Origin of the sequence: Paenibacillus sp. FSL R7-269, assembly GCF_000517865.1 — a bacterium.
In the GTDB taxonomy this organism is placed as follows: Bacteria; Bacillota; Bacilli; order Paenibacillales; family Paenibacillaceae; genus Paenibacillus_AQ.
Map to the genome: position 1 here is coordinate 23,833 of NZ_ASPS01000023.1, position 24,787 is coordinate 48,619.

The following is a 24,787-nucleotide window of genomic DNA, read 5'->3' on the forward strand; positions in this document are numbered from 1 at the left end:
CATGGTGGGAGAGTGACTAAGAATGAGTGAGCTTACGCAAACGGACAAGAATTCTTTGACAGGGGCGCCGCAGGAGCGTTCAGCAGGAACGAACGGACAGGGGGCCGCTCCTGCCAAGCTGAGTGCGGTATTCCCGTCGTATAGCAGATATGATATTAGTCTGGTCAAAGGCAAAGGCAGCTGGGTATGGGATGAGCAGGGTAACAAGTACCTGGACTTCATGTGCGGACTTGCGGTAACGAGTCTGGGCCATGCGCCGGAGAAGGTCGGTGCGAAGCTGAAGGAGCAGATTGATACGCTGTGGCATGTCTCGAACCTGTTCCACATTCCGGGCCAGGACCGGGTAGCTGCGCTGCTGACAGAGAATAGCTGTGCGGATCAGGTCTTCTTCTGCAACAGCGGAGCGGAAGCGAATGAAGCGGCCATCAAGCTGGCGCGCCGGTATCATCAGAAGGTGCAGGGTGCAGACCGCTACGAGGTCATTACGTTCGAGCAGTCCTTCCATGGACGTACGCTGGCTACACTGACAGCCACTGGGCAGGCAAAGGTCAAGGAAGGCTTCCTGCCGCTTCCGGCGGGCTTCAAGACAGTGCCGCTGCATGATCTGGAGGCGCTGAAGGGCGCCATTACCGGGCATACGGCAGCGATCATGCTGGAGATGGTGCTGGCTGAGGGCGGTGTGCTTGAGGTACAGCAGGAGTTCCTGGATGCTGTTGTTACGCTGTGCAAGGAGCACGGGCTGCTGCTGATCGTGGACGAAGTGCAGACCGGCATGGGCCGTACAGGCAAGCTGTTTGCTCATCAGCATTACGGCATTGAGCCGGATATTTTCACCTTAGCCAAAGGGGTAGCGAGCGGCTTTCCGGCCGGTGTGATGCTCGGCAAAGGTTATCTGCGCGAGGCCTTCAGCCCGGGCAGCCACGCCAGTACCTTCGGCGGCACCCCGCTGGCGGCAGCGGTGATGGAAGCGACCATTGAGACCATGCTCGAAGACAAGCTGCCCGAGCGGGCGGCGGAGATGGGCGAGTACTTAACCGGACAACTGAGAGAGAAGCTTGCAGACACCTCCTTCGTGAAGGAGATTCGCGGCAAAGGCCTGCTGATCGGCATCGAGTGCCAAGAGCCGGTAGCCGAGATTGTACTTGCCGGACAGGAGCGCGGGCTACTGTTCGTTCAGGCTGGCCCGGATGTGATCCGGCTGCTGCCTAATCTGTATGTCAGCAAGGCCGAGATTGATCAGGCGGTAGACATCCTATCGGAACTAATTCATACTTATGCTAACAAAGTAAACGGGGAGGCAAATTGATGAGTCACGGTACACCAGGCGTAACAGATACGATTGCCGCACAGCTCAAAGGCCGTGATTTGCTGGAGCTGAATGATTACAGCCCGGAGGAAATCACGTATTTGATTGACCTCGCGATTGAGCTGAAGCGAAAAGCTAAGAACGGTGAGGTCTACCAGCCGCTGCTGGGGAAGACGATCGGGCTTATTTTCGAGAAATCCTCTACCCGTACCCGGGTGTCGTTCGAAGTGGGGATGTATCAGCTGGGCGGACATGCACTGTTCCTCAGCAAAAATGATATTCAGCTGGGCCGCGGCGAGACGGTTGGTGATACGGCCCAGGTCATGTCGCGTTATCTGGATGGTATCATGATCCGAACGTTCGGCCATGATAAATTGGAAGATTTGGCCCGGTATGCCTCAGTGCCTGTAATCAACGGCCTCAGCGATCTTGCGCATCCCTGCCAGGTGCTGGCAGACTATCAGACTGTATACGAGCACAAGGGTAAGCTGAAAGGCCTGAAGCTGGCGTACATCGGCGACGGCAACAATATGGCCCATTCTCTGCTGATCGGCGGAGCCAAGCTGGGTGTGCATGTCTCTATCGCTGGACCGGAAGGCTACGAGCCGGACGAGGCTGTCGTGGCCGAGGCGCGTGAGATCGCCAAGGAGACAGGCTCGGTCATCACTGTGACCCGCAGCCCGCAGGAGGCGGTCCAGGACGCAGATGTGATCTATACGGATGTCTGGGCGAGCATGGGCTTCGAGGCCGAGCAGCTGGCGCGTGAAGCAGCGTTCAAGGACTATCAGGTCAACGAAGAGTTGGTGAAAGGTGCGAAGAGCGATTATCTGTTCCTGCACTGCCTGCCGGCCCACCGGGAGGAAGAGGTCAGCACCGGCGTCATCGACGGTCCGAACTCTGTGATCTTCGATCAGGCGGAGAACCGCCTGCATGCTCAGAAGGCGCTTATGGCGGCTTTGATGGGTTAGATGTAGCGTGGGCGCTAATGTATGAAGTGAAGTGTCAATTTTAGCGAACATTTAGAGATAAGTGTATTCCATGCAATTAAAAACAGTGAGAAGCAAGGATTTCCTCCTCTAACTGTAGTCTGTACAACTAAATTTGCCCGAATGGGTGAGAATTCAGGTATAGAGGCATTTTAATTGCACGAACTACAGCTAAACGCATACTTTGCGTTATACCAGCCCATTTAGTTGTACAGTTTGCAATTAAGTCCGATCGCACCTTAATCAGGACACCGCTACCCCTAGCAAGGCGCTGGGTTAAAGTAATTTTAAATATATACACAACACATATATAAGATGAACTTAGGTACAGAGCGTTGGATTTCCGGTGCATTGCAGCGAAGTGAAAGTTTGGATTGTAGGAGCGCCAGCGTCCGCCTTTGTCTACGGATTTCAACCGCGAACAGCGGTATAAATCAAGAAATCTGTAGACAACAGCGGCCGGAAGTCCAAACATTTCATGCAGCTGCGTCCAAGCACCGGATGTCTATACGCAAAGCTTGAAGTTGATCTTATCACCCTCCACACCGAAAGGAAGCTAAACACCCCATGCCAAAAGAAAAAATTGTACTCGCCTATTCCGGCGGGCTGGATACCTCAGTCATTCTGAAGTGGCTGAAAGAAACGTATGATGCGGAGATTATTGCTTTTACAGCGGATATTGGTCAAAAGGAAGAATTGGACGGCCTGGAGGAAAAAGCACTCGCCACCGGCGCATCCAAAGTCTACATCGATGATCTGCGCGACGAGTTCGCGAATGACTTCATCTACCCGATGTTCCAGTCGGGCGCACTGTACGAAGGTCAATATCTGCTGGGCACGAGCATTGCCCGTCCGCTGATCGCCAAGCGCATGGTCGATATCGCCATCGCCGAAGGCGCAACAGCCATTGCCCATGGAGCTACAGGTAAAGGGAATGACCAGGTACGCTTCGAGCTGAACGCTGCTGCATTATCGCCGAGCATTAAGGTGATCGCGCCTTGGCGTCTGGAAGAGTTCCGCAACCAGTTCCCGGGCCGGGCCGAGATGATCGCTTACGCCGAAGCCAATGGTATTCCGGTACAAGCCTCTGCGGCCAAGCCGTATTCGATGGACCGCAATCTGCTGCATATCAGCTATGAGAGCGGCGTGCTGGAAGATCCGTGGTTCGATCCAAGCGCACCGGAGAACAAGGAAATGTTCCTGCTCTCCAATGCCCCAGAAGATGCTCCGGATGAAGCCGAGTACCTGGAGCTGGACTTTCTCAAGGGGGACTGCGTAGCGCTGAACGGCGAAGCGTTATCCCCGCTGCAAGTCATGGAGAAGCTCAATGAGCTGGGCGGCAAGCATGGGATTGGACGCGTGGATATGGTCGAGAACCGTTTTGTCGGCATGAAGAGCCGTGGCGTGTATGAGACTCCGGGCGGAACGATTCTGTTCACCGCTCACCGCAAAATGGAGTCCATCACCATGGACCGTGAAGTGATGAACCTGCGTGACAGCCTGATCACCCGTTACAGCACGCTGGTGTATAACGGCTTCTGGTTCGCACCGGAGCGGATTGCGATGCAGGCCCTGGTGAAGGAGAGCCAGAAGAACGTGACCGGTACGGTACGCGTGAAGCTCTACAAGGGGAACATCATCGGCGCCGGAGTCAAGAGTCCGGTCAGCCTGTACAACCCGGATATCGCCACCATGGAGGCAGATCCTACCCAGGCCTATGACCAGGGCGATGCGACCGGCTTCATCCGGCTGAATGCCTTGCGTCTGAAGGTATCGGCGGGCGTAGCAGAATCCAATAAGTAGCACTATATAAAAGCGGACACAAGAAGGCCGTTCCTCCCAACTGGACAGGGGCGGCCCTTCTAACGTCTATCAAGGAGGAACAACAGGTGAGTAAGCTGTGGGGCGGACGTTTTACCAAAGGGACGAACAAGCTGGTAGAGGAATATACGGCTTCTATCGAGTTCGATAAAGTGCTGGCGGAAGAGGATGTGCAGGGCAGTCTGGCGCATGTCACGATGCTGGGCAAATGCGGAATTCTGCCGCTTGAGGATGTCGAGACGATCAAGAACGGGCTCGCGAAGGTACTGGACAAGGTCCGTGCGGGGGAGATTGTGTTCTCGGTTGCTGACGAAGATATCCATATGAATATTGAAAAGAACCTGATCGAAGAGATCGGCCCGGTCGGCGGCAAGCTGCACACCGGACGCAGCCGCAACGATCAGGTGGCTACAGATATGCACCTCTACCTGCGTAATCGCGTGGTGGAGCTGGTAGCGCTGCTGCATGAGCTGCAGGGTGCACTGATCGGGCAGGCCAAGGATAACCTGGAGACCATCGTTCCAGGATATACCCATCTGCAGCGGGCACAGCCGATTCTGTTCGCGCATCATCTGCTGGCTTACGTGTCGATGTTCCGCCGTGATGCGGAGCGTCTGACGGACAGTTACAAGCGGATCAACGTGCTGCCGCTGGGTGCCGGGGCGCTGGCGGGAACGACATTCCCAATTGACCGCCACTTCGTAGCTGAGCAACTTGGTTTCGATAGTGTCTATGAGAACAGTCTGGATGCGGTCAGTGACCGCGACTTCATCGTGGAGTTCCTGGCGAATGCATCGCTGGTGATGACTCACCTGTCCCGGCTCAGCGAAGAGCTGGTACTCTGGAGCAGCACCGAATTCAGCTTCGTGGAGCTGGACGATGCTTTCTGCACCGGCAGCAGCATCATGCCGCAGAAGAAGAACCCGGATGTACCAGAACTGGTACGCGGCAAAACCGGCCGTGTCTACGGCAACCTGATCGGACTCCTGACCGTGCTGAAGTCGCTGCCGCTGGCCTATAACAAGGACATGCAGGAAGATAAGGAAGGCATGTTCGATACCGTTGCTACCCTTACAGGGGCCTTGCAGCTGTTCGCACCGATGATCTCCACCATGACGGTGAACAAGGCGCGGATGCGCGAAGCGGTGAATACCGACTTCTCCAACGCAACCGATATCGCCGACTTCCTGGTAGGCAAAGGTCTGCCGTTCCGTCAGGCGCATGAGGTGATCGGCAAGACCGTCCTGTATTGCATCAACGAGGGCAAGTTCCTGCTGGATCTGACGCTGGACGAATTCAAGCAGTTCTCGCCGCTGTTCGACGACCAGATCTATGCGGTGCTCCAACCGGAGGCCGTGGTGAACGCGCGTAATGTCTACGGCGGTACCGCCACGGTTCAGGTACAGGCCGCCATCGGGCGGGCCGAAGCGGACCTGACGGCTGCGGGTGAATGGGTGAAGCAGCATGGACATGCTGCGGAGTAAGCCTGGTAGAGCCTGAAGGCGAAACTAGAGGACAAGTGGAAACGGCATTGCCGTCCTTTTAAAGGACGGTACCGTTTCAGCGAGAAATAGAAGGATAAGTTATCGTGTGCAACATATAAATTCTTATATTTTAAACGAAAGACTGTCTCTACTCAGCATCGGTTAGATGCGGTAGGACAGTCTTTTTTTCGAGAGGTAATGTTATATTCTCCGCACCCTAGGTAGAAGCTTACGGAAATGATCCGTATCCGCTTACAATCTGGAGGATCCTACTTGCTTAGCGGCAGCCACTTCAGCACATCGCGGATCTTGGCATCCCAGTATCCCCACTCATGCTCGCCCGGCCCTTCCTCGTAGGTCAGAGACAGCTTGGTCTTGGAGCAGGCCTCACGGAAGACCAGATTGTCCTCATAGAGGAAATCTTCGGTTCCACAGCACTGATAGAGCAGCGGCTTCGGCCCTTTGGAGCGGTTCACTTCCTCAAGCAGCCAGAGCAGATCCTCCGGAGTGCCCGCAATGTCCTTGTCCCCAAAAATCTGCAAATAATCCTTGGTCTTCTGCGATGGATCTTCAAAGTTCAAGAAATTATGTGCCATATCAAGCGCTCCCGACAGACTTGCAGCAGCGGCCCACTCCTTCGGCTTGCGCAGTCCCAGCTTCATCGCCCCGTATCCGCCCATCGACAATCCCGCCACGAAGTTATCCTCGCGCTTGGCCGACAATGGGAAGAAGGAACGGGCCAGCGCCGGCAACTCCTCACTGATGAATGTCCAGTACTTGCCGCCCGCCTCCATATCCGTGTAGAAGCTGCGGTGGACCTGTGGCATAACAACAGCGATGCCCAGTTCCGCTACATAACGCTCTATTGAGGTCCGGCGCAGCCAGATCGAATCATCGTCAGACAGTCCGTGCAGCAGGTACAGGGTGGGGTGCAGGGTCCCTTTGGAGACATTGCTCATTCCGATCTGCGTAGTGGTCTGCTGCGGCAGAATGACAGTCATCGAAGTACTGAGCCCCAGCACCTCCGAATAAAATTTACATTCAATCAAAGCCATTTACGTATCCCCTTTCTGCCCACATGATAGCACAGCCCCTGCCTGATATAAACTGTAGATTTCTTCAGATTAATTGTCCGCAAGCATTGCTGCTGCCGGAGGAGAAAGAATATAATGGAAGTAGGTAGAAAGAATCGGGATGTGCAAACACGAAAGATCTTCAGGGCGAGGGGCGGGAGAATAGGATGAAAGCGGGTCCTAAGCAAGAGCAAGGATTTACACTTATTGAGGTGCTTGCGGCGATTATTATTTTATCGATAGTCTCCCTGGTGCTTACGTCTTATTTTATCAATGCCATGTCCTACGCCAAAGCCAACCAGAACAAGACTATCATGGTCAATCTGGCACGGAATGCGCTGTTTTATGCGGAGAAGCAGGATTTTGATGAATGGGAACCTTATTTGAAAGCGAAGGGTAATATAGGCTTTGCAGATGTTTGCATTGATGTGCCTTGTAACTATAGCAGTCTGGTAAAGGACGATGCAGTATTGCAGAAAGTGCTCAATCCCAGCATTAATGGTATAACCTATATGATTAACATTTCTTACCAGGCGGAAATTTATAATCAGATGAAAATATCTGAGGATATGATCAAGCAAAGGTCGGCCGATTATCTTATTCCTGTGCTTATCACTGTTAGAAGTCCTGAGAAGAATGGCGGAAACTCCGCCCAGACCGTTGTGGAGGGATATATAACAGATGAAGAGATTCGCTAATCTTCTCCGCAAAGAGCAGGGATTGACGTTGATTGAATTGATAGCTGCTATTACATTATTTGCGATGATAGTTGGAATTATTTCCGGAATAACAATGTTTGGGTTCCGCAGCTATCATAAAATTACAATTGAAAATTCATTGCGAGATGAAGCGGATGTTATTATGTCTGCAATCATTACTAAACTATATACATCTGGTCCAGATAAGGTTGGTAATATATCTAACGGTAGTGGTGTGGAGATTTTTTCAAGCTCGAATGGAACAACTCTTATTCAAAAAATATTTATAAAGGATGGGAAGCTGGTTATCGGCGATAGTAGTGCTGTTGCTTCGGAGGATTCAATTACTGCTACAATCTCAGATTTAAGCGGATCAACAATCAAGTTTAAAAGCTCATCGGAATTATGCAGAAATAACGTATCTTGCGATACTGGACTTATTGAGATCAACCTTGTTCTGGTACAAAAATTTGAGGGCAGAGATTATAAGATGGAGCTTGAGAGTCAATTCGGATTTTAGGAGGCGTATATTAATGTCTGAATTTCCACACCGGAATAGAATATTGGTTCGTCTTCAAAGGGAGTGTGGTTCAGCACTAGTTCTCGTGATGTTCATCGTCTTGTTATTAACGATTCTGGGCTTAACGGTGCTTGGTGCAGCAGTTGGAGGAGGCCAGAGAGCTGAGACAAGAGAAAGTGATGTACAGACCCTACATTTAACAGAAAAATCTTTGGAAGAAGCAACTGCGTATATTACGTCTGGACTTAATGGTAAGAAGTTAAGCCCGGATGATTTGAAAGATACGATACTTAATAACATCAATGAGCTTTTGGCCACTCAGGCGTCTGTACAGACAGACTTTGAGAATGCTGAAGGTACAATTACTAAGATAACTTTTGATAATCCTGAAGAAGCAGCTACAACCTTGAAATATAATTTAACCTTAACAGCCATAGCCAGGGTAAACGGGGTAAAAAGACAACTACAGCAGCAGTTGATTATTGATGCCAATCCTGACTTTTTGAAGTACGCATTAGGCTCGGAAGGGGATGTAATTATTAATGGGGCTCCATTAATACAAGGAAACTTATATGCCGGTGGTAAACTCAAGTTAAGGGATTTGGCCTATTACAAGTTCATGGGCAGCACTACCCGAGAGAGTGAGACTGTTTATCCCATAGTATCGCAAATAGCGAAAGGGGACGACTATGGAGATATCTATGTTCAATCATTAAACAGTATTGAATATGCAGCTGGCAGTGGAGATTATAATCCAATAAATTATAGTACCAGTACAGCCGGATCTTCATCTGAAGTAGAAGGAGATACTATATCCACAGAAGACAATATTATTAACAAAAATTTGAAGGAGGTTTTGGGATTAGAATTGAACTCTAGTTCAACTGACCCGATAGTACCGCTGGATAATATTAAAATAAAAAAGCAGCAAAAGTTTGTGCAAATTGATGTCGAGGAATCATTTAAAGATAAATTGGCGGAAGCTACTAATGAGACTAATAGAGAGATGCTGAAAAAATATTTTATAGAACGTGATCCCAACACTATCTTTACTTATCCAAATACGTTCGAGAGGTTGCACAATGAATCGCATCCAATTGGTCCGCCTGATCCGGAAGATCCTGAATTTGAGAGGAAAAGTGGCGAATACGAAAGTGCATTGAAGGTGTATACCGATAACTTAGCTGAACTAACATTACTCACATCCAATGCGGTAATGGAAGACAATTTGGTTGTAAATGGGATTGAGTATAAAGGTATACAGTTTTCAGAAACAGCCAAGGAAAGCTCACAGTGGCTGATTATTAAAGGGGATTTAATTATTAATAACGAAACAAGAGTAGACACAATAAATGTATCGGGAAATATCCTAGTCACAGGAGACGTAATTATTAAAGGGAAGGTTAATTTTGACTGTACAATGTTTGTGCTGGGAAAGGCTACTATTGACGATGCTATCATTCATGGGCTCGCAGGCAAGCAACTGGTGTTGATCTCCAGAAAAGATATGCTTGTAAACCGGGTTGATAAATTCAGCAGTCAGGCTCCTGAACGAATGGATGCATTCTTGTATACAGAAGGGCAAGCTGTATTGTATGGTGTAGGAACTACATTAAGTATTAACGGGGGAGTCTTTTCCAAAGGAGATTTGACTATTAATGCAGTGGTAGGAGAAGTGTTTCAGCCCTCTTATCCGAGTAGTGCAACCCCGCTTCTATTTAAGGGTGGAGACTATAGACGCTTGCAAATCAAATACGATAAATCTGTATACGAAGCGCAAAAGGCTGGACTTCCTCGTGTGAATCAAGTCAATGTCACAAAGGGAGCATTGAAAATGATTCCGATTACAGCTCAACCATAGAAGGTATATATTAGCATAGCGAAAGGACCTCCCTTTAACAGGAAGGTCCTTTCGCTATGCTGTAAAATGAATTAATATCGATCGCCAGTCTCTTCAACAACTTTGATACGAATTTGAGCTGAAATCGAGCTTCCCTTATAGTTGACTGTGACCACAGAATTACCTGGTGATAGTCCTCTGATTTGTCCAGTGTTAGGATTCAAACTCAAGATATCATTATTCTCATTACTCCATGCTAGATTGTTTGCAATATCATTTATTTTTATTGAACTAGGATGGGTATATAGACGCGGGAGTAATTGTTCCGATTGTCCTACTAGAATTGTAACCTCATCTGTCGTGTTAAAGCTTAGGGATTCAAGTCCAATAATATTAATAATATGTTCGTCGCTTAAGCTACCCGCCGTAGCTCTTACGGTTACTGATGATCCGGATTGCATGTTAGCTTTGAGTATATATTTAGTAGCACTTACTTTGGTTAATGTAGCATATTCATTTCCAGCAATGATCTCCCAGTCATTGATCTTTAGGGGATCAGCATCATTCGGGAAAATAGCAAGATTCAAATATATTGCTGTACCTGTTAAGATTTCTGTTTCTCCCTTAATTTCAATAGAAGTCGCAGGATTGGTAACTTTGATATCTTTTGTTGCTGTAAGGATAGTTACACCATCTTCAAGTCTAAATGCTTCTACCTTAATAGTGAAGGCACCACTTTGCTGAGGAATATAAGTCTTATGCAGTTCGTCATTTCCAGCTTCGAGTTCTCCTCCAGAATGATCCCATCTATAGCCGATCTTGGGATCATTGGCAGGTGAATAGATAGCTTCAAGTGAAACCCTATCTCCAATAATCACTGGATTGTCGCCACCTATAAGCTCCAAAGTAGGTATGGTAGGTGTAGTAGGTACAGAATTATCTATAACAGGTCGATTTATAACAGTAACCTTAATCTTTTTGGAAGGGCGATTACTGGTAGTTGTATCCGTTGCCTTTACCGTAATATTAGCTGATCCTAAAGCCAATCCACTAACTACACCATTATTTAAATCTACACTCACTGTACCTGGGCTATCAGAATCCCATTCCAGTCTTTGATTCGTAGCATCTGTAGGAGTAACTGTAGCAGTCAGCTTACGGGATTCACCTAAATAGATAGTGGTATCGTCTGAATCCAGCTCAATAGCAGACACTTTCGTTACAGCCTCCAAATGAATTGAAGGGAAACTTACGAATACGCGCGGTATCGGTGTAGGAACTGGCGTAGGCGAAGGTGTTGGTGTAGCAGTTGGTGAAGGTGTTGGTATTGGTGTGGCTGTTGGAGCTGCAGAAGGCGTAGGAAGCGCACCGACATACGTATATTTCCCTATCGTTATTCTGCCAGTAAAGGATTTTCCGATTATCTGGCCCTGGAAAGTACCAGAAGTGCCCGTAATATCAGCTAATGGAGCTAGTACCGTTCCCTTAATTGGACCGCTGGAAAGGGTGAGAGTAGTTGCCTCAGGAAAGTTATAGACAATGTTGTTTTCATCTACTCCAGAAATAGATGTATTTCCTTTGAGAGTTGAAGAAGTACCCAATACATTAATTAGCACTGATGAATTATTAGGCACTTTTATATTAACTGGATTGGCATTGTCTATCACATTTGCAGGAAGTGTAAACACGTTTAAAGTGCCATTAGTTCCAATCAGATCCAAAGTATTCCAAGGCCAAAGTTTGTAATCATCTGTTTTGAATTGAGTTGCCAGATGTTTTGAGATCTTCGTAAGATAAGTAGCTGTTGAACTGAAATCAATCAACGTACCTCTGGTAATTGTACTAGTATCCTTATCTGGAACAGGACCGCCATGAAGCACACGGCCGCTTACTCCGCCCTGATTGCTTGGTGAATTATAATTCCCACCCGCTACTATCGCATAAGGGACGCTCGTTCCATTCTCTGTATTAATATTTATACTCTCAGTAAGATTAACATCTCCACCTGCAGCAACGTTACCCTTGATGCCATCATTAGAGAAGGTGAAATTTTGTAGAACGAACACATTATAATCACCAGCAACACCAAATGGGGAATTAGTTGTAGATATTGATGGATTAAACGTAGCGGCAGGAGCTGGCGTCACAGTTGGTGCGACCGTTGGTATGACAGTTGCAGTTGCCGTAGCAGTTGTAGTTACGGTAGGTGTTGGTGTAGCAGTGGCTGTAACAACACTACGGAGATCCTCGAAGTTTAATTTCGTTTCGGCAAGTGAATACTTTCCGGCCGCAGTGACCTTAAGATTAACTGTAATTACAATAGGTGTTGTTTGAGGATCAAAAAAACCATTATTATTTGGATCGGGTTTGTAAGTGATGCTGCCTAATTTTTTGGAAATAGTAATCCCGCTGGAGGCAGTACCTGTGCTGCTTACACCATCAGGTAAGGGATCTACAATAGCAATATTAGGCGGCAAAATATCTTCGAACTTTACATCCGAGACCTCAAGGGATGAAGCTATGCTATCTGTTGCGCTTAAGTTGGCAGGTTTAATAGAGACTGGGAGTACAGAGTATTCCATAGAAAAAGTCTCGTTTACTCCGATTTTCCCGTCAGTCATGTTACTTGAGCTGATCCTTTTTCTGATATCCAGATTTGCTGTTGATAACTGGGTTTGTGTTACAGATACATCTAATAGCTTGGTAGAAACAGCGCCTCTTCCATCCATGGCGCTAATTTCTATTTGGAGTGTACCCCCACTAGGCAATGGATTAGGAAAAATACGATAGATGCTGTCTCCTGATTTGATTGCAGTGTCATCAAACGTAATATCTGTTAGATAGCTACCGTTAACCTTGAATTTCACACTAGTAATTAAGTTAGTATCGTAGTGTTCAGGATCTTTTGCAGAATACTTAAGAACAAACTGTTTCTGATAAGCTGGGAATTCGCTAGCAGGTGCATCAACTGTAATAACCGGAGCATGATTGGATGAAATATAGTTATGGTGTATAGCATTAACAAGCAGTTTGTTCCAGATATCTGGCGTACTTCCCGTAAATAATTGAGCGTTGCTCAGGTAAACGGAATTTCCTTTAGAGTAAGCGAAATAATGATTATAGCTATCATCTTTGTCCTGAGAGTCTGCAGCGAAATTGTACCAAGGAATCACATCGTTATCTTCAAGATTTAGTGTGAAGGACGAGTTTTTGCTTCCAGAAAGTGATAAATCGGAAACAGATGACAGTATACCGGTGGCTCCATCTATTTCACTTGTATAGAACGGATATTGTGCCTGTAAGAAACCGTTAACTGCAATAATATTGGCAGATTGGTTGGCTGCACCAGGACTGGCAAGAAGTGCCGGATTCTGCTGCCCGATTGTTTGAAGCGTTTCCGGAGTCCAGTTATCCGAATTACTGGAAGTAGTATCGAAAAGATAGATGACTCCCTGCTTAGTATCTGCATATTCTTTTACAGCAGCAATAGCGGCACTAGTGAGCGGAGAGCTAGTTTTGTAAATGTCAGAGAAATTAACGACCAATTCATCGTAAACACTATTAAGACCATATTTCGGTGATGATGTATCTTTAGTGCTTACATAGTTGTTAAACTCAGTTGCGGACATAGAGGTCATGCTCAGTTGATAATCTTCTGAATTTTTGAGATAGTCAGGCAGCGTAATCCCGGTCCCTACCTGAAGGACTCTGATAGCAGCTGAATTCTTACGGTATCGTATAGCTCCGGTCTCATAATCCTTCAACTGCTGTCCACTACTTGATTCGGTAATTTCAAGCTTCCAATGTAACAATCCAGAATAAGTGGCAGGTAATTTATAACTGAGGATATTATCTGAATTTTTATTGACGGTCATTGAGGCTACTACTGTATCTTCCGTAAATGTGTGGATTCCTTCACTAAGTAGCAGTTTAACAAATACAGGATGCTCAGCAATATCTTCTACGTTTGCAACATTAATATTAAAACTAAGCGTGTCGCCTGCTTTGTACAGATGACTATTCTGTCCATAATCTTTAATAGCTGTTCGGTTAGAAATAGTTAGGTGGGGGCGTTGTTTGAGTTTGTATGTATACTTGGATTCGCTGCTTGAGAGTTCTGCTGCAAGTTTGGCCAGTTCATTGTCATTTACAAACACAACATTGTTAAGAAGAGATTTGGTCCGGTAAATATTAAAGGTGTTGTATAGTACACCGTGTTGGGCAGTAGTTTGATTCAGGAAGGGTGCGCTATGGAGAAAAACATAGAGTCCCTTGTTAATAAATTCATCGACAATTTCGTTTGCTTTTAGTTGAGTGATGTCATTCATTGAAGCTTCAGTGATTACAGAAGGGTCTTGGATGCCTTTCTTATCATATAGCCCTTTACCGATGTATATAGCGTCATACTTACCGTCAAGATCATCATGGAGAGCTATAAATCTTTTCATACTAACCGTGTCTATATCCATAACAGAGGAGGAAATTCCACTGGTTTTGAAGTCACTTGCTCCACTCTCGGTAATCTCCAGAATTCTGGGTTTATACTCTGTATTTCCTGCAAAAACATCTATCATCAGGTGTCTTGCAGTCAAGATTAACAGTAAAGTTACTAATATAAGCGCTGGAAAAAAAAGAAGTTTTCTCTCTTTAACATGCTTCATCATCATCATCTCTCCCTGGCCGATATATATCGTATGCTTAACTGTCAATAAAGATTGCATTATGTTAAATTATGGGTTGACTTGGCGGTGTTTTCATTGTAAAAATAACCAATCTATGCTATATATCATTCTAGGACATATTTAGTAGATAGGCAATTAAAAGATGCGCATATTTTACTAAAACATGAGTCTATATAACTATTAAATTTGAAATGTTATTACGAATACATAAGTTTGAGCCAGTGGACCGTCTGGGATATATAGGGAATAATGGATTGAAAAAAATTGAAGCGCTGTGGAGTGAAACGGATATGGCCATCATGAAAAAGAGGCTGGGAGATCTGCTCGTAGACAACGGAATTATCTCGCAGGAACAGCTTGAAGAGGCGCTCGTGGAGCAACGTAAATCCAAGCGCAAGCTGGGAGATCTGCTGATTACCCAGGGCTATATCACCGAGCAGCAACTGATAGAAGTACTGGAATTTCAGCTTGGGATTCCACACGTCAGTCTGTTCAAATATCAGATTGACCCTGCAATTACACAGATTATTCCCGAGAGCATGGCAAAGCGTTATCAAGTGCTTCCGTTCATGAAAGAAGGCAGCAAACTGATGGTGGCGATGGCTGATCCGCTGGATTATTTTGCAATTGAGGATCTGCGCATGAGCACTGGATTTCGTATTGAACCCGCAATTTCCAGCAGGGACGAGCTGACGCGGGCCATCGCCCGCCACTATGGCATGCGGGACTCCATGAGCCAGATGATGGTAGAGCTGCCTACACAGGAAGAGATTGAAGAAACCGAGATTACAGACGAAGATTCGCCAATAGTTAGACTTGTGAACCAGATGATTCAACAGGCTGTTTCACTGAGGGCATCGGACATCCATGTAGATCCCGGTGAAAATAACTTGTCAATCCGTTACCGGATCGACGGAACACTGCGTACAGAGCGAATTATACCAAAGCAGATGCAGGGGTACATTACGGCAAGACTCAAGATAATGGCAAAGCTGAATATTGCTGAGCGGCGTCTGCCGCAGGATGGCCGTATCAAGATGCAGTTTGATTACAAAATGGTCGATATCCGCGTATCCTCCCTGCCAACCATGCATGGAGAGAAGATCGTTCTCCGGCTACTGGACTTAAGTACCGGAGTGAAGTCGGTGGACAGCCTTGGTTTCAGTGACGGGAACGCTGCAGCTTTTCAAGAGATGATCAGCAAGCCTTATGGTATCCTTCTGATCACAGGACCTACGGGCAGCGGTAAAACAACAACCTTATATGCGGCGCTTAATCAGTTAAACACTGAGAGTGCCAATATTATAACCATCGAAGATCCGGTGGAGTATCAGCTCGAAGGGGTTAATCAGGTGCATGTTAATCCGGCCATCGGGTTGACCTTCGCGGCGGGTCTGCGTTCGATTCTCCGTCAGGACCCCAACATTGTGATGGTAGGGGAAATACGGGATACAGATACTGCAGAAATTGCAGTTCGCGCCTCGCTTACAGGACATTTGGTACTGTCAACACTGCATACCAATGATGCAATCAGTACGATTTCACGGCTGCGCGATATGGGTGTTGAGCCCTACTTAATAGCTTCTTCTTTGCTTGGAGTAGTAGCACAACGGCTGGTGCGCAAGATCTGTCCGGATTGCCGTGAGGACCATAAGCCAACCGAACAGGAATCAATTATGCTGCGCAGGCACGGACTGCCAGAGCATGTGATTTATCATGGCAGGGGCTGTGGCAGCTGCAATAATACAGGCTATAGAGGCCGGATCGCGATCCACGAGGTGCTGACAATCAATGACCGTCTGCGTCAGCTCATTACTGAATCGGCATCGATTGAAGAACTGCGTGCAGCAGGGAAATCGCAAGGCATGGTGCAGTTAATGGAGGATGGGTTCCTGAAAGTCTCCAAAGGAATAACCACCTTGCAGGAAGTCATGCGCGAGACAGTTTTGCATTGAATTTTAGGGGGAGACGAGAGTGCAAGCTTGTTCATGGGATATTGTTCAATTGCTGTATAAGACTTTTGCATCGAAGGCCTCAGACTTGCACATTTCGGTAGGTTCTCCGCCGGTTATGCGGATTGACGGGAGACTTCAACCGTTGGAAGGTGAGAAGATTAGCCCAGGAGAAGCAGTCTATATGGCAGATATGCTGCTTGGCAGTGAGAGAAGTGTAGAGTTCCGCAATATCGGGGAACTTGATTTCTCGTACCCCTTGGACAGTGGAGTAAGATACCGCGTGAACGTGTACCGGCAGCGTGGCGAAGTGAGCATTGCGGCTCGGGCTATTCCCGTTGAGATTCCAAGCCTGGAACAGCTGTCGCTGCCTCCGGTACTGTCCAGTCTGGCAATGAAACCCCAAGGTCTGATTCTGGTGACGGGACCGACCGGTAGCGGGAAATCATCCACACTGGCGGCGATGTTGAACTACATTAACCGGACAGCCAGTAAACATATTGTTACGCTTGAAGATCCGATCGAATTTCTGCATACGCACGGAACCTGCCTGATCGATCAGCGTGAGGTGGGCAGCGATACAGGAAGCTTCGCCAGCGGGCTTAGGGCAGCTCTCCGCCAAGATCCGGATGTAATTCTGGTAGGTGAAATGCGGGATCTGGAGACTATCTCGGCTGCCGTTACCGCAGCAGAGACAGGTCATCTTGTGATGGCCACTCTGCATACAACCGATGCGCCGCAGACGATAGACCGGATTATCGACACGTTTCCGGGTCATCAGCAAGGACAGATCCGCTCACAGCTGGCCTCCGTACTCTTGGCTGTGCTCTCCCAACGTTTGTTTCCACGAGCTGGAGGGAAAGGGCGTCTGAGTTCAACTGAATTGCTGATTAATACACCGGCGGTGGCCAATCTTATCCGGACCGATAAAACCCATCAGCTCAAGAATGTGATGCAAACCAGCCGCGCCCTCGGTATGCATACGCTGGAGATGAACATCCGTGAACAATTGCAGCTGGGGTTGATTCAGCCTGAGGCTGTCAAAGGTTATCTCGCGGAGGTGAGTAGCTGATGGCTCAGTTTGAATATCAGGTTAGAACCAATGCCGGAAAGCAGCTCAAGGGGAAATTGACGGCTTCAGACAAGGCAACGGCGATGGACGAGCTGCGCAAGCGGGGGCTCACAGTGTTCTCGCTCTCCGAGCAGAGAACATCATTCCTGTCGACGGAGATCTATATCGGCAATCCGGTGAAGACGATCCACTTCATCATTTACTGCCGCCAATTTGCAACACTGATGCGGGCTGGAGTATCCATTGTAGATGCCACCCGTATTCTCGCAGAGCAGACAGAGAGCAAAGCACTGCGCAAAGCGCTTCATGATGTCAACTCCAGCCTGCTGCGCGGGATTTCGCTGTCCCAGTCGATTCAGGAGCATAAGAAGATATTTCCTCCGCTGTTCGTCAGCATGATCCGCGCCGGCGAAGAATCCGGTGATCTGGAAGGGACGCTTGAGCGGCTAGCTGTATATTTTGAGAAACGGCATACCACTACTGAGAAAATCAAGTCAGCGCTGACCTATCCAGTCACAGTTGCTGTTATGGCTATTGCGGCAGTTGTATACCTGTTGTGGGCGATTGTGCCGCAGTTTGTAACCATGTTTGAATCGATGAATGCCGAGCTTCCGGCTATCACTAAGATGGTGCTCGCGCTCAGCAAGAGTATACAGGGGCAATGGTACATCTGGTTCTTCGCCATTATCTTGCTTGTGACAGGTTTTCAGATAGCCAAGCGAACAGAAAAAGGCGCATATGCACTTGATTACGCCAAGCTTAAGGTTCCGGTGTTTGGCAAGCTGAATCAAAAGGGTTCGATTGCCCAGTTCACACGTACTTTTGCTTCACTCTATGCCAGCTCGGTGCCGATTCTTCAGGCACTGTCCATCTTGGAAGAAGTGGCTGGGAATAAGGTGATCGGCGGTTATATCCGCAGTGCCGGGGACTCCTTAAGACAGGGCAAGCCGCTCTCGGAGCCGCTGAAGAAAGCCTGGGTATTCCCGCCGCTGGTTACACAGATGATCGCCATCGGGGAAGAGACCGGTGCGCTCGATCAGATGTTATCTAAGGTAGCGGATTTCTACGAAATGGATGTAGAGAATACCGTCGACCGTCTGAAGTCCCTGCTCGAGCCGCTGCTGATTGCCTTCTTGGCTGGAGTAGTAGGCGTAATTGTCGCAGCGATTATGCTGCCGATGTTCAGTCTTTACGGCAATATGTGAGCCATGTGCTCCTTGCATAGATTGAGAGGGGTGAAGCTAAGCGGGTGGACCGGGGGAAGCGTAAGCAGACTCCTCAACTAGCTGGGATAAGATAAGTACATTTCGATGGCAGTAGTAAGGATGCAAGTGATTAAGGAATAACGGAGTATCGGTCATATTATTTAATATATTTATAAGGGGGAAATGGTATGTTGGCACAAGCGATTCGGAAGAGATTGGGCAAGGCGGTTAAAGAGGAAAAAGGGTTTACGTTGATTGAGTTGTTGGCGGTTATTGTGATTTTGGGGATTATTGCGGTTATTGCGGTTCCTTTGATTGGGAATATAATCAATAAATCAAAAGAGGATTCTGATCTCGCTACAGCACGTCAAATTTATGATGCTAGTAGACTGTATATTACTGCTGAAAAAAATGGTGTTTTTGAAACTGTAACTATCAATGATGGTGATACTGATAAAACGAATGATTTAGTTCATGCCGGATACTTGGAAAATCCAATATATTTGCCAAGCAATAAAGAATCTATTACAGGTGGGGCGGTTACTTATACTAATGGCGCGCTTACAGGCGTTTCAATAACTACTTCATCTCATGCTGGTACAACAGGTAGCCCTGCAGTTACGTTTACTGCAACTCAAATACTTACATCAAAAAAATAATATAGTCGTATATAGATTATTCCCCCCTAAGGAATCGGAATTCCCGATTCCTTTTTTAAAATCCACCAGACAGGAATCGATGATTCATGACAATCTTCATAGCAGTATACATCATGCTTATCGGCCTGATTCTGGGCTCATTCTATAATGTAGTGGCATTGAGGGTGCCTGCGGGGGAGTCGCTGCTGCGGCCGCCGTCGCATTGTACAAGCTGTGGGACAAGTCTTACTGCACGAGACCTGATGCCGGTGCTGAGCTACCTGCTGTCCAGTGGCAGGTGCCGTCACTGCGGGGCGAGGGTTTCGCCGCTGTATGTGTTGGGAGAAGCGGCAACAGGGCTCTTGTTTCTGTGGGTGTATGTGCAGTTTGGCCTGACTGGCAAAGGGGCTATCGGGTTCGTGCTCGTCAGCCTCGCGGTGATTGTAACGGTGGCTGATCTGAGATACATGCTGATCCCGAACAAGGTTTTGTTGTTTTTCCTGCCGCTGCTGTTGGTACTGGTGATCTCTTGTTCAGAGGGTCCGCTGTGGTCCCACTTGCTGGGTGGAGCTGTTGGTGGTGTTATTGTACTGCTGCTGGCCCTGTTCGGGGGTATGGGTATGGGAGACGTGAAACTGTTTGCGCTGCTGGGCTGGGTGGTCGGCTTCCCCAATGTAATTCTAGCTTTCCTGATCGCCTGTGCGCTGGGTACTGTGGTGGGCGGTACATTAATATTGCTGGGCAAGATACAACGCAAGCAGCCGGTCCCGTTTGGACCTTGGCTGGCTGCAGGTTCACTGATTGCTTTCTCTTACGGTTCACATCTTATCAGCGGTTATCTCGCGCTCATCCGTTAGGAGGAACTTTATAGCATGTTTGGAATAGGTAACAAGGCCGCCGGTATTTCTATCGAGCAGACTGGAGTTCGTTATATCAGCTTTAAAAATAATAAAACAAAACAAATCCATAAAAAATCTTTTATCCCCCTGTTGCCGGGAATGATTGTGGAGAACCAGGTAGCTGATAGTGAGGCCCTTCTCGACCGGTTAAAACAATGGGTCAAAACCAAAGGGCTCCGTGGAAGCAAGGTTAGTCTGTCCATTCCTCCTTCACAAATGATCATCCGAAAAATGACGATTCCCAGCACCAACGAAAAGCAGATTGAACAATTGGTTAAGCTGGAGGTTGAAACCGGACTACATTTGCCGTTTGAGAACCCGGTATACGATTACGTGATTACCGGACAGGATACAGATGAGAGCCAACTGATTATTTTGGCTGCACCGCGCAAGGTCGTCCAGGATTACGTGGATGTACTGGAAGCTGCCGGCTTAAAAATCAAAAGCGTTGAGGTATCGGCAACAGCTCTTGCACGTAGTATTGTGGCAGGCTATGGGCATGCATTTAATGAGACGATGCTGATCCATTTGGAGCAGTCCCTGCTTGATATCTATATGTTCCGCAACGGTAATCCGGTGTTTATGCGGACTATAAATTTGATCGATCTGGCACATCAGCAACCGTTGAACTTTATTGAAGATCAACCGTTCCTGGCAGAAGCAGAGGTTGCAGCAACCTCACAGGATTATTTGTCATCGGAGCAGATAGTGGAGATTACAGCAGAAATTTCCCGGATGTTGAGCTTTTACCAGTACAGCTTGCATGATGGGACTACCAGGATTACCGAGTTGCTGATCACAGGTTCCCCCGAAATGCGAAGACAGCTGCAGCAAGAGTTGCTAGGCGCTTTGCCGGAGCTGGCCATAGCCCCCATTGCCGTAGATCAGTTCGCAGAAGGCGCCAAGCCGGATTTCAGCCTGAACGATTATCGGGTAGCTGCTGGAACGGCACTTCACACTCCTGAAATTCGCAGTATCAACCTGTTGCCCCGCGAGGATCGTGAGACGATCGTGTTCCCGTATGTCGCCATAACGCTTGCCGCAGTATGGTTGCTTGCTGCGGTGGGAACTGGGATTTTGTACGCTTCTGTACATAACGACTACGTGGACCAGAGCATACAAATTCAGAATATCCAGGAACGAAATACTATACTGCAATTGGAACTGACCGGTCTGAATAAGGGTGGGACTGGAAGCGGGAATCTTGACCGTACTGCCATTATTGAAGCACTGTCCACAAGCAGAGCGGATGCTGCCGCTGTACTCGATGAGCTGAAAGCGAAGCTTCCCTATGCTGCAGTTATTCGTGAGATCAGCTATGCTTTTCATGGTGACTTACTGCTGACTGTGAATTTTACAGCTATGGAGCATAGCGGAACTTATTTATCAGCGCTGCGGGAGATGTCATTCTCCCGGAAGGCGGTTATTGAGAAATTGTCGGAAGGAGCATCAGATATAACGACTGGCGGTGTATCCAATCTGATGAAGTACACCGCAGTGTTCAGAGTCGGGATGGCCCCTGCTGCTGCGGAGCAGCAAACGGCAGATGCGCAGACTGTCACGGAAGGAGACTCGGACAACAGTGGAACAGATCAATAAATACCGCTCACAGATCGTCATGGGTATTTTGATTTTATTCCTGCTCCTTTTTATTTTCTATATGCTGGCTATTCGTCCGGTAAACAGTGATGTGTCGGCGCAGAATACACAGCTCACCCAGTTGGAGCGGGAAAAGTCAATTTTGGAGAATAAGATCAATGAACTCAAAAGCTCCGGCGGCAACATTACTCCAGACGAAGAAACGGAGCTGACAGCGATTCCGCTTGGTGATGGCAGCGAATCTTTGATTAATGACCTCAAAAGCATTGGCGACAGCTCGCATGCGAGATTGAAGGATATTGGCTTCTCCTTACAGGATTCAAGTACAGCAGGTACATGGACTGGATTATCAGCATCCGTAACAGGATTGCAGGAAATTAAAATGACAGCTATCGTAGAAGGTGGCTATGGCGAGATTCATGAGTGGCTAAAACAGTTGAACGCTATACCAAGAATGCTCACCGTAGATTCCTTCTCCTTCCAGCAACCCTACGAATTTCCTACTCGGATGAAACCAGGCAGTATCCTAACGGCTAATGTGTCTTTTACCGCGTACTTTGAAGCGACAGCACCTAAGTCTGGTAATTAAGCTGTACCCTATCCCGCTCCCCCCAACTCTGCCCCTCCATTTACACGGAAGGCAGAGTTTTTTTACGCTTTCCCCCCATTACCCGTTTATACCCCGGGGTGGTTTGGGTATTACAGGTTACGGGCTATTGTAAGGTATAGAGTACTTATCGCAGCAGCTTAGTCTGGGGCAGGCTTCGGACTACCACACAGGAATATGAGGAGGCGTTCATGATGAACAAAAAATGGATGATCGGTTCACTGGCATTATCACTGGGTCTTGTCTCTGCAGGGGGCGGAGCGCTTGCGGCTTCACCGGTGGCAAGTATTGAGGGCGTAAGGACGGTTGCGGCGTCTGCACCGGGCAAGGAAGGGCCGGCTACCATTAACAATCTCACTGAACGGAGCGTTGTTCCCTTGGTGGTTCATGCCAAGAAGCTATATACGTATGCCAGCCGGGGAGGCAATGTATTCAGCCCGGAGTTGTTCACTTATAAAGCACAGGAGTACCGCTATCTGTCGAGCGATCTGAGCTCGAAGCAGCAGCTGATGAGCTATATCAAGAAGGGGTTCACGCATAATGCGGCCGCCTTCTATGCACAGACACAGTTCCTGGAGCATGAGGGCCGCATGGCACAGGTCAATTCCGATCTGGGCAACTCGCTGGATTTCACCAGAGCAACTGCACGGATGGTCTCCAAGACTGCACAGGCGGCAGTGTTCGAGCTGACTGTACCTGCGGAAGGAGCGAACGGGTCTTCCGAAGTAGTAACAGTGAAGCTGAAGAAGGTGAGCGGCTACTGGAGAATTGACATGTCGCCGGATACTCTTTTCTAAGCAGCGGCTTCAGGCTCAGTCTAGCGCTTCATAAAATAACGGCTGTGCCGACCTTGTCACAAGGCGGGCACAGCCGTTTCTGTTTGCTCATACATTTCAGGGAACCGGACGTTACCGAGCCTTCACTCCGTCCTCGACCAGCTGTCTGCGCGGGGATTCAGGTTGATCGGATTTGCTCATCCCGCCGCGGTTGATGGCGATGACACGTTTCTGGGCGTAATAGGTATCGCGGGAGAGCAGATTTCTCTCTACCGCTGTACCATCCACATGGCGGGTAATGAAAGTTTCAACTACATAGCCGGTTTTTCCGGCAAGCAGTACCCGGGTTCCGCCCTTGGGGAGCGAATTATCGCTCACATATTTATCCGTGGGGGGCAGCACCTCGACGGTTCTGGATTCAATGGAATAGGTGACGTTCTTCGGGAACGTGCCGAACAGCTTGATGGTCAGCGTGCGCCCCTGGACTTCGGACTTGATGATCAGATATTTGCCGGTGTTGTTGCGGAAGCGAAAATTGATATACCCCTCGGCAAAAGTGGCGTCCTGCCCCTTCGGTAGATAGCTGACCGGAAGCGAGTGGTTGCGCCGTTCTACGATCTCCAGCCCAGAGCGCAGCGCGGCATTATACAGGGTGCTGGAGACCTGGCAGATCCCCCCGCCGGTACCGGGCTGGAGCTTGCCGTTCACGATGACCGGGGCTTCGCGGAAGCCGTATTCGGTCTGGGCCTTCTGGATCGCTTTTCCGTAATCAAAAACCGCATTCGGCGGCAGCACCGTGCCGTTCACGGCTTTGGCGGCGGCCTCTACATTGAAGCTGCGCCCGGGGCCGCTGGCCCCGAGGGAGGTGCTGAACTGGACGATTTTGCGGTCGATGCCCTGATCCTTAAGCGCCTGTAGCGTGATCTTCGGCTGCTTGACAGCAAGGGGAACCTCCAGCTGAATTTGCTGATCCTGAAGTGTGCCGTCAGCGGCTAACCGGGTGGGCACTGCCGCCTGCACCGCAAGCTCCAGCGCCTGCCAGTCCACCTCGTAGGAGGATGTGCCTGGCGTATATACGACCCGGTCATCTCCGGTGATCTGCCGGACCGCATCGACCGGAACGCCGAAGGATTCTTTTTCCCACTCGGGATTCAAGAGACTCCTGAGCTGCGCAGTCTGCAGCTGAATCTCCATATTCCAGCTGCCGGACCAGCTGCGCCGGGCTTGTACCCGCTCCATCAGCGTGCCGTCCGTCAGCGTTTTCAGCGCCTTGAGGAAATCCCCGGCTTCATAGGTCACACCTGCCTGCTTAAGGGTAACCTTGCGTCCGGCGTTATTTTTTGCCTTCAGCATGAGTGGAGTAGCTTCCAGCGCCTGAAGTCTTGCATCCATTCCGGCTGCTACATCAGCGATGTTCATTCCGCCAATCTCCCAGCCTGCGATAGCGGTATTTGCGGGCAGGGTAGGCTGGCTGCCGTATAGATGAAGCCCTCCGGCAGCCAGCGAACCGGCCAGCATCAGACCGAAACCCGCGATGAGAGCGGCGTGTATTTTTTTCATAAGTAATCTCTCCTTCTATGGGGCAAAACCTGATGTTTTTATGTATATGTAAGGATTCGGTAAAACTTT

The 24,787-nt window shown here is 48.5% G+C and carries 18 protein-coding genes; 15 read left to right on the forward strand and 3 right to left on the reverse strand.

The genetic code is table 11. The features are described from left to right. The first annotated feature begins 22 nt into the window (after positions 1-22). The 4 genes from C162_RS12135 to argH all read left to right on the forward strand — a co-directional run bounded on the left by C162_RS12135 (position 23) and on the right by argH (position 5,597). Positions 23-1,306 carry an aspartate aminotransferase family protein gene (locus C162_RS12135; protein WP_036694690.1) on the forward strand — a complete coding sequence of 428 codons (1,284 nt, stop codon included), beginning with the start codon at positions 23-25 and terminating at the stop codon, positions 1,304-1,306. Next, entirely contained in the window at positions 1,306-2,274 is a 969-nt protein-coding gene (argF, locus tag C162_RS12140) for an ornithine carbamoyltransferase (RefSeq protein WP_036694692.1), read from the forward strand. The genes C162_RS12135 and argF overlap by 1 nt, the downstream gene beginning before the upstream one ends. Before the next feature lie 585 nt (positions 2,275-2,859). Further along, positions 2,860-4,095 carry an argininosuccinate synthase gene (locus C162_RS12145; RefSeq protein WP_036694693.1) on the forward strand — a complete coding sequence of 412 codons (1,236 nt, stop codon included), beginning with the start codon at positions 2,860-2,862 and terminating at the stop codon, positions 4,093-4,095. An 86-nt stretch (positions 4,096-4,181) separates the two neighbouring features. Beyond that, a complete protein-coding gene (gene argH, locus C162_RS12150; protein ID WP_036694695.1) occupies positions 4,182-5,597 on the forward strand; it encodes an argininosuccinate lyase in 1,416 nt (471 codons plus the stop codon). Between the two features lie 269 nt (positions 5,598-5,866). Here the strand turns inward: argH and C162_RS12155 are convergent, their stop codons facing one another. After that, the gene (locus tag C162_RS12155) at positions 5,867-6,652 is read right to left on the reverse strand and encodes an alpha/beta hydrolase (RefSeq protein ID WP_036694696.1); all 786 of its coding nucleotides are present in this window, start codon (positions 6,650-6,652) and stop codon (positions 5,867-5,869) included. Between the two features lie 185 nt (positions 6,653-6,837). Here C162_RS12155 and C162_RS12160 point away from each other — a divergent pair, with 185 nt between their 5' ends. Genes C162_RS12160 through C162_RS12170 form a run of 3 tightly spaced genes read left to right on the forward strand, consistent with a single transcriptional unit; the run spans position 6,838 to position 9,749 of the window. Beyond that, positions 6,838-7,368 (forward strand): type IV pilus modification PilV family protein, encoded by a 531-nt coding sequence (locus C162_RS12160; protein ID WP_036694697.1) that lies wholly within the window; start codon positions 6,838-6,840, stop codon positions 7,366-7,368. Continuing rightward, complete coding sequence (locus C162_RS34330) at positions 7,352-7,888, forward strand: prepilin-type N-terminal cleavage/methylation domain-containing protein (RefSeq protein ID WP_051493419.1); 537 nt, start codon at positions 7,352-7,354, stop codon at positions 7,886-7,888. The genes C162_RS12160 and C162_RS34330 overlap by 17 nt, the downstream gene beginning before the upstream one ends. Positions 7,889-7,901: 13 nt before the next feature. Then, the gene (locus C162_RS12170) at positions 7,902-9,749 is read left to right on the forward strand and encodes a hypothetical protein (RefSeq protein ID WP_036694698.1); all 1,848 of its coding nucleotides are present in this window, start codon (positions 7,902-7,904) and stop codon (positions 9,747-9,749) included. Positions 9,750-9,820: 71 nt separating this feature from the next. Here C162_RS12170 and C162_RS12175 read toward each other — a convergent pair whose 3' ends face one another. Then, positions 9,821-14,392: a DUF5057 domain-containing protein gene (locus C162_RS12175; protein WP_036694699.1), complete on the reverse strand. Its 4,572-nt coding sequence runs from the start codon at positions 14,390-14,392 to the stop codon at positions 9,821-9,823. A 308-nt stretch (positions 14,393-14,700) separates the two neighbouring features. Here C162_RS12175 and C162_RS12180 point away from each other — a divergent pair, with 308 nt between their 5' ends. The 8 genes from C162_RS12180 to C162_RS34335 all read left to right on the forward strand — a co-directional run bounded on the left by C162_RS12180 (position 14,701) and on the right by C162_RS34335 (position 23,179). Continuing rightward, on the forward strand, positions 14,701-16,365 hold the full coding sequence (locus C162_RS12180; protein ID WP_036694701.1) for a GspE/PulE family protein: 1,665 nt from the start codon (positions 14,701-14,703) through the stop codon (positions 16,363-16,365). Between the two features lie 19 nt (positions 16,366-16,384). Further along, positions 16,385-17,434: a type IV pilus twitching motility protein PilT gene (locus C162_RS12185; RefSeq protein WP_084648907.1), complete on the forward strand. Its 1,050-nt coding sequence runs from the start codon at positions 16,385-16,387 to the stop codon at positions 17,432-17,434. Then, positions 17,434-18,639, forward strand: a complete 1,206-nt coding sequence (locus C162_RS12190) for a type II secretion system F family protein (protein WP_036694703.1) — start codon at positions 17,434-17,436, stop codon at positions 18,637-18,639. Before C162_RS12185 ends, C162_RS12190 begins: the two co-directional genes overlap by 1 nt. Before the next feature lie 188 nt (positions 18,640-18,827). Beyond that, the gene (locus tag C162_RS12195) at positions 18,828-19,298 is read left to right on the forward strand and encodes a type II secretion system protein (protein WP_051493420.1); all 471 of its coding nucleotides are present in this window, start codon (positions 18,828-18,830) and stop codon (positions 19,296-19,298) included. A gap of 86 nt (positions 19,299-19,384) precedes the next feature. Continuing rightward, entirely contained in the window at positions 19,385-20,134 is a 750-nt protein-coding gene (locus C162_RS12200; RefSeq protein ID WP_036694704.1) for a prepilin peptidase, read from the forward strand. A 15-nt stretch (positions 20,135-20,149) separates the two neighbouring features. Beyond that, a complete protein-coding gene (pilM, locus tag C162_RS12205; RefSeq protein ID WP_036694705.1) occupies positions 20,150-21,775 on the forward strand; it encodes a pilus assembly protein PilM in 1,626 nt (541 codons plus the stop codon). Further along, positions 21,759-22,364, forward strand: a complete 606-nt coding sequence (locus tag C162_RS12210) for a hypothetical protein (protein ID WP_036694706.1) — start codon at positions 21,759-21,761, stop codon at positions 22,362-22,364. Before pilM ends, C162_RS12210 begins: the two co-directional genes overlap by 17 nt. Before the next feature lie 209 nt (positions 22,365-22,573). Continuing rightward, positions 22,574-23,179 carry a DL-endopeptidase inhibitor IseA family protein gene (locus tag C162_RS34335; protein ID WP_084648908.1) on the forward strand — a complete coding sequence of 202 codons (606 nt, stop codon included), beginning with the start codon at positions 22,574-22,576 and terminating at the stop codon, positions 23,177-23,179. Between the two features lie 111 nt (positions 23,180-23,290). On the opposite strand, the gene C162_RS12220 is transcribed toward C162_RS34335, so the two are convergent. Then, the gene (locus tag C162_RS12220; protein WP_036694708.1) at positions 23,291-24,718 is read right to left on the reverse strand and encodes a VanW family protein; all 1,428 of its coding nucleotides are present in this window, start codon (positions 24,716-24,718) and stop codon (positions 23,291-23,293) included. Positions 24,719-24,787: the final 69 nt, after the last annotated feature.

Excerpts from the sequence above, each read along its gene's own strand:
- C162_RS12135 (WP_036694690.1), top strand. The coding sequence starts at position 23 with ATGAGTGAGCTTACGCAAACGGACAAGAATTCTTTGACAGGGGCGCCG.
- argF (WP_036694692.1), top strand. The coding sequence starts at position 1,306 with ATGAGTCACGGTACACCAGGCGTAACAGATACGATTGCCGCACAGCTC.
- C162_RS12145 (WP_036694693.1), top strand. The coding sequence starts at position 2,860 with ATGCCAAAAGAAAAAATTGTACTCGCCTATTCCGGCGGGCTGGATACC.
- C162_RS12155 (WP_036694696.1), bottom strand. The coding sequence starts at position 6,652 with ATGGCTTTGATTGAATGTAAATTTTATTCGGAGGTGCTGGGGCTCAGT.
- C162_RS12160 (WP_036694697.1), top strand. The coding sequence starts at position 6,838 with ATGAAAGCGGGTCCTAAGCAAGAGCAAGGATTTACACTTATTGAGGTG.
- C162_RS34330 (WP_051493419.1), top strand. The coding sequence starts at position 7,352 with ATGAAGAGATTCGCTAATCTTCTCCGCAAAGAGCAGGGATTGACGTTG.
- C162_RS12170 (WP_036694698.1), top strand. The coding sequence starts at position 7,902 with ATGTCTGAATTTCCACACCGGAATAGAATATTGGTTCGTCTTCAAAGG.
- C162_RS12175 (WP_036694699.1), bottom strand. The coding sequence starts at position 14,392 with ATGATGAAGCATGTTAAAGAGAGAAAACTTCTTTTTTTTCCAGCGCTT.
- C162_RS12180 (WP_036694701.1), top strand. The coding sequence starts at position 14,701 with ATGGCCATCATGAAAAAGAGGCTGGGAGATCTGCTCGTAGACAACGGA.
- C162_RS12190 (WP_036694703.1), top strand. The coding sequence starts at position 17,434 with ATGGCTCAGTTTGAATATCAGGTTAGAACCAATGCCGGAAAGCAGCTC.
- C162_RS12195 (WP_051493420.1), top strand. The coding sequence starts at position 18,828 with ATGTTGGCACAAGCGATTCGGAAGAGATTGGGCAAGGCGGTTAAAGAG.
- C162_RS12200 (WP_036694704.1), top strand. The coding sequence starts at position 19,385 with ATGACAATCTTCATAGCAGTATACATCATGCTTATCGGCCTGATTCTG.
- pilM (WP_036694705.1), top strand. The coding sequence starts at position 20,150 with ATGTTTGGAATAGGTAACAAGGCCGCCGGTATTTCTATCGAGCAGACT.
- C162_RS34335 (WP_084648908.1), top strand. The coding sequence starts at position 22,574 with ATGATGAACAAAAAATGGATGATCGGTTCACTGGCATTATCACTGGGT.
- C162_RS12220 (WP_036694708.1), bottom strand. The coding sequence starts at position 24,718 with ATGAAAAAAATACACGCCGCTCTCATCGCGGGTTTCGGTCTGATGCTG.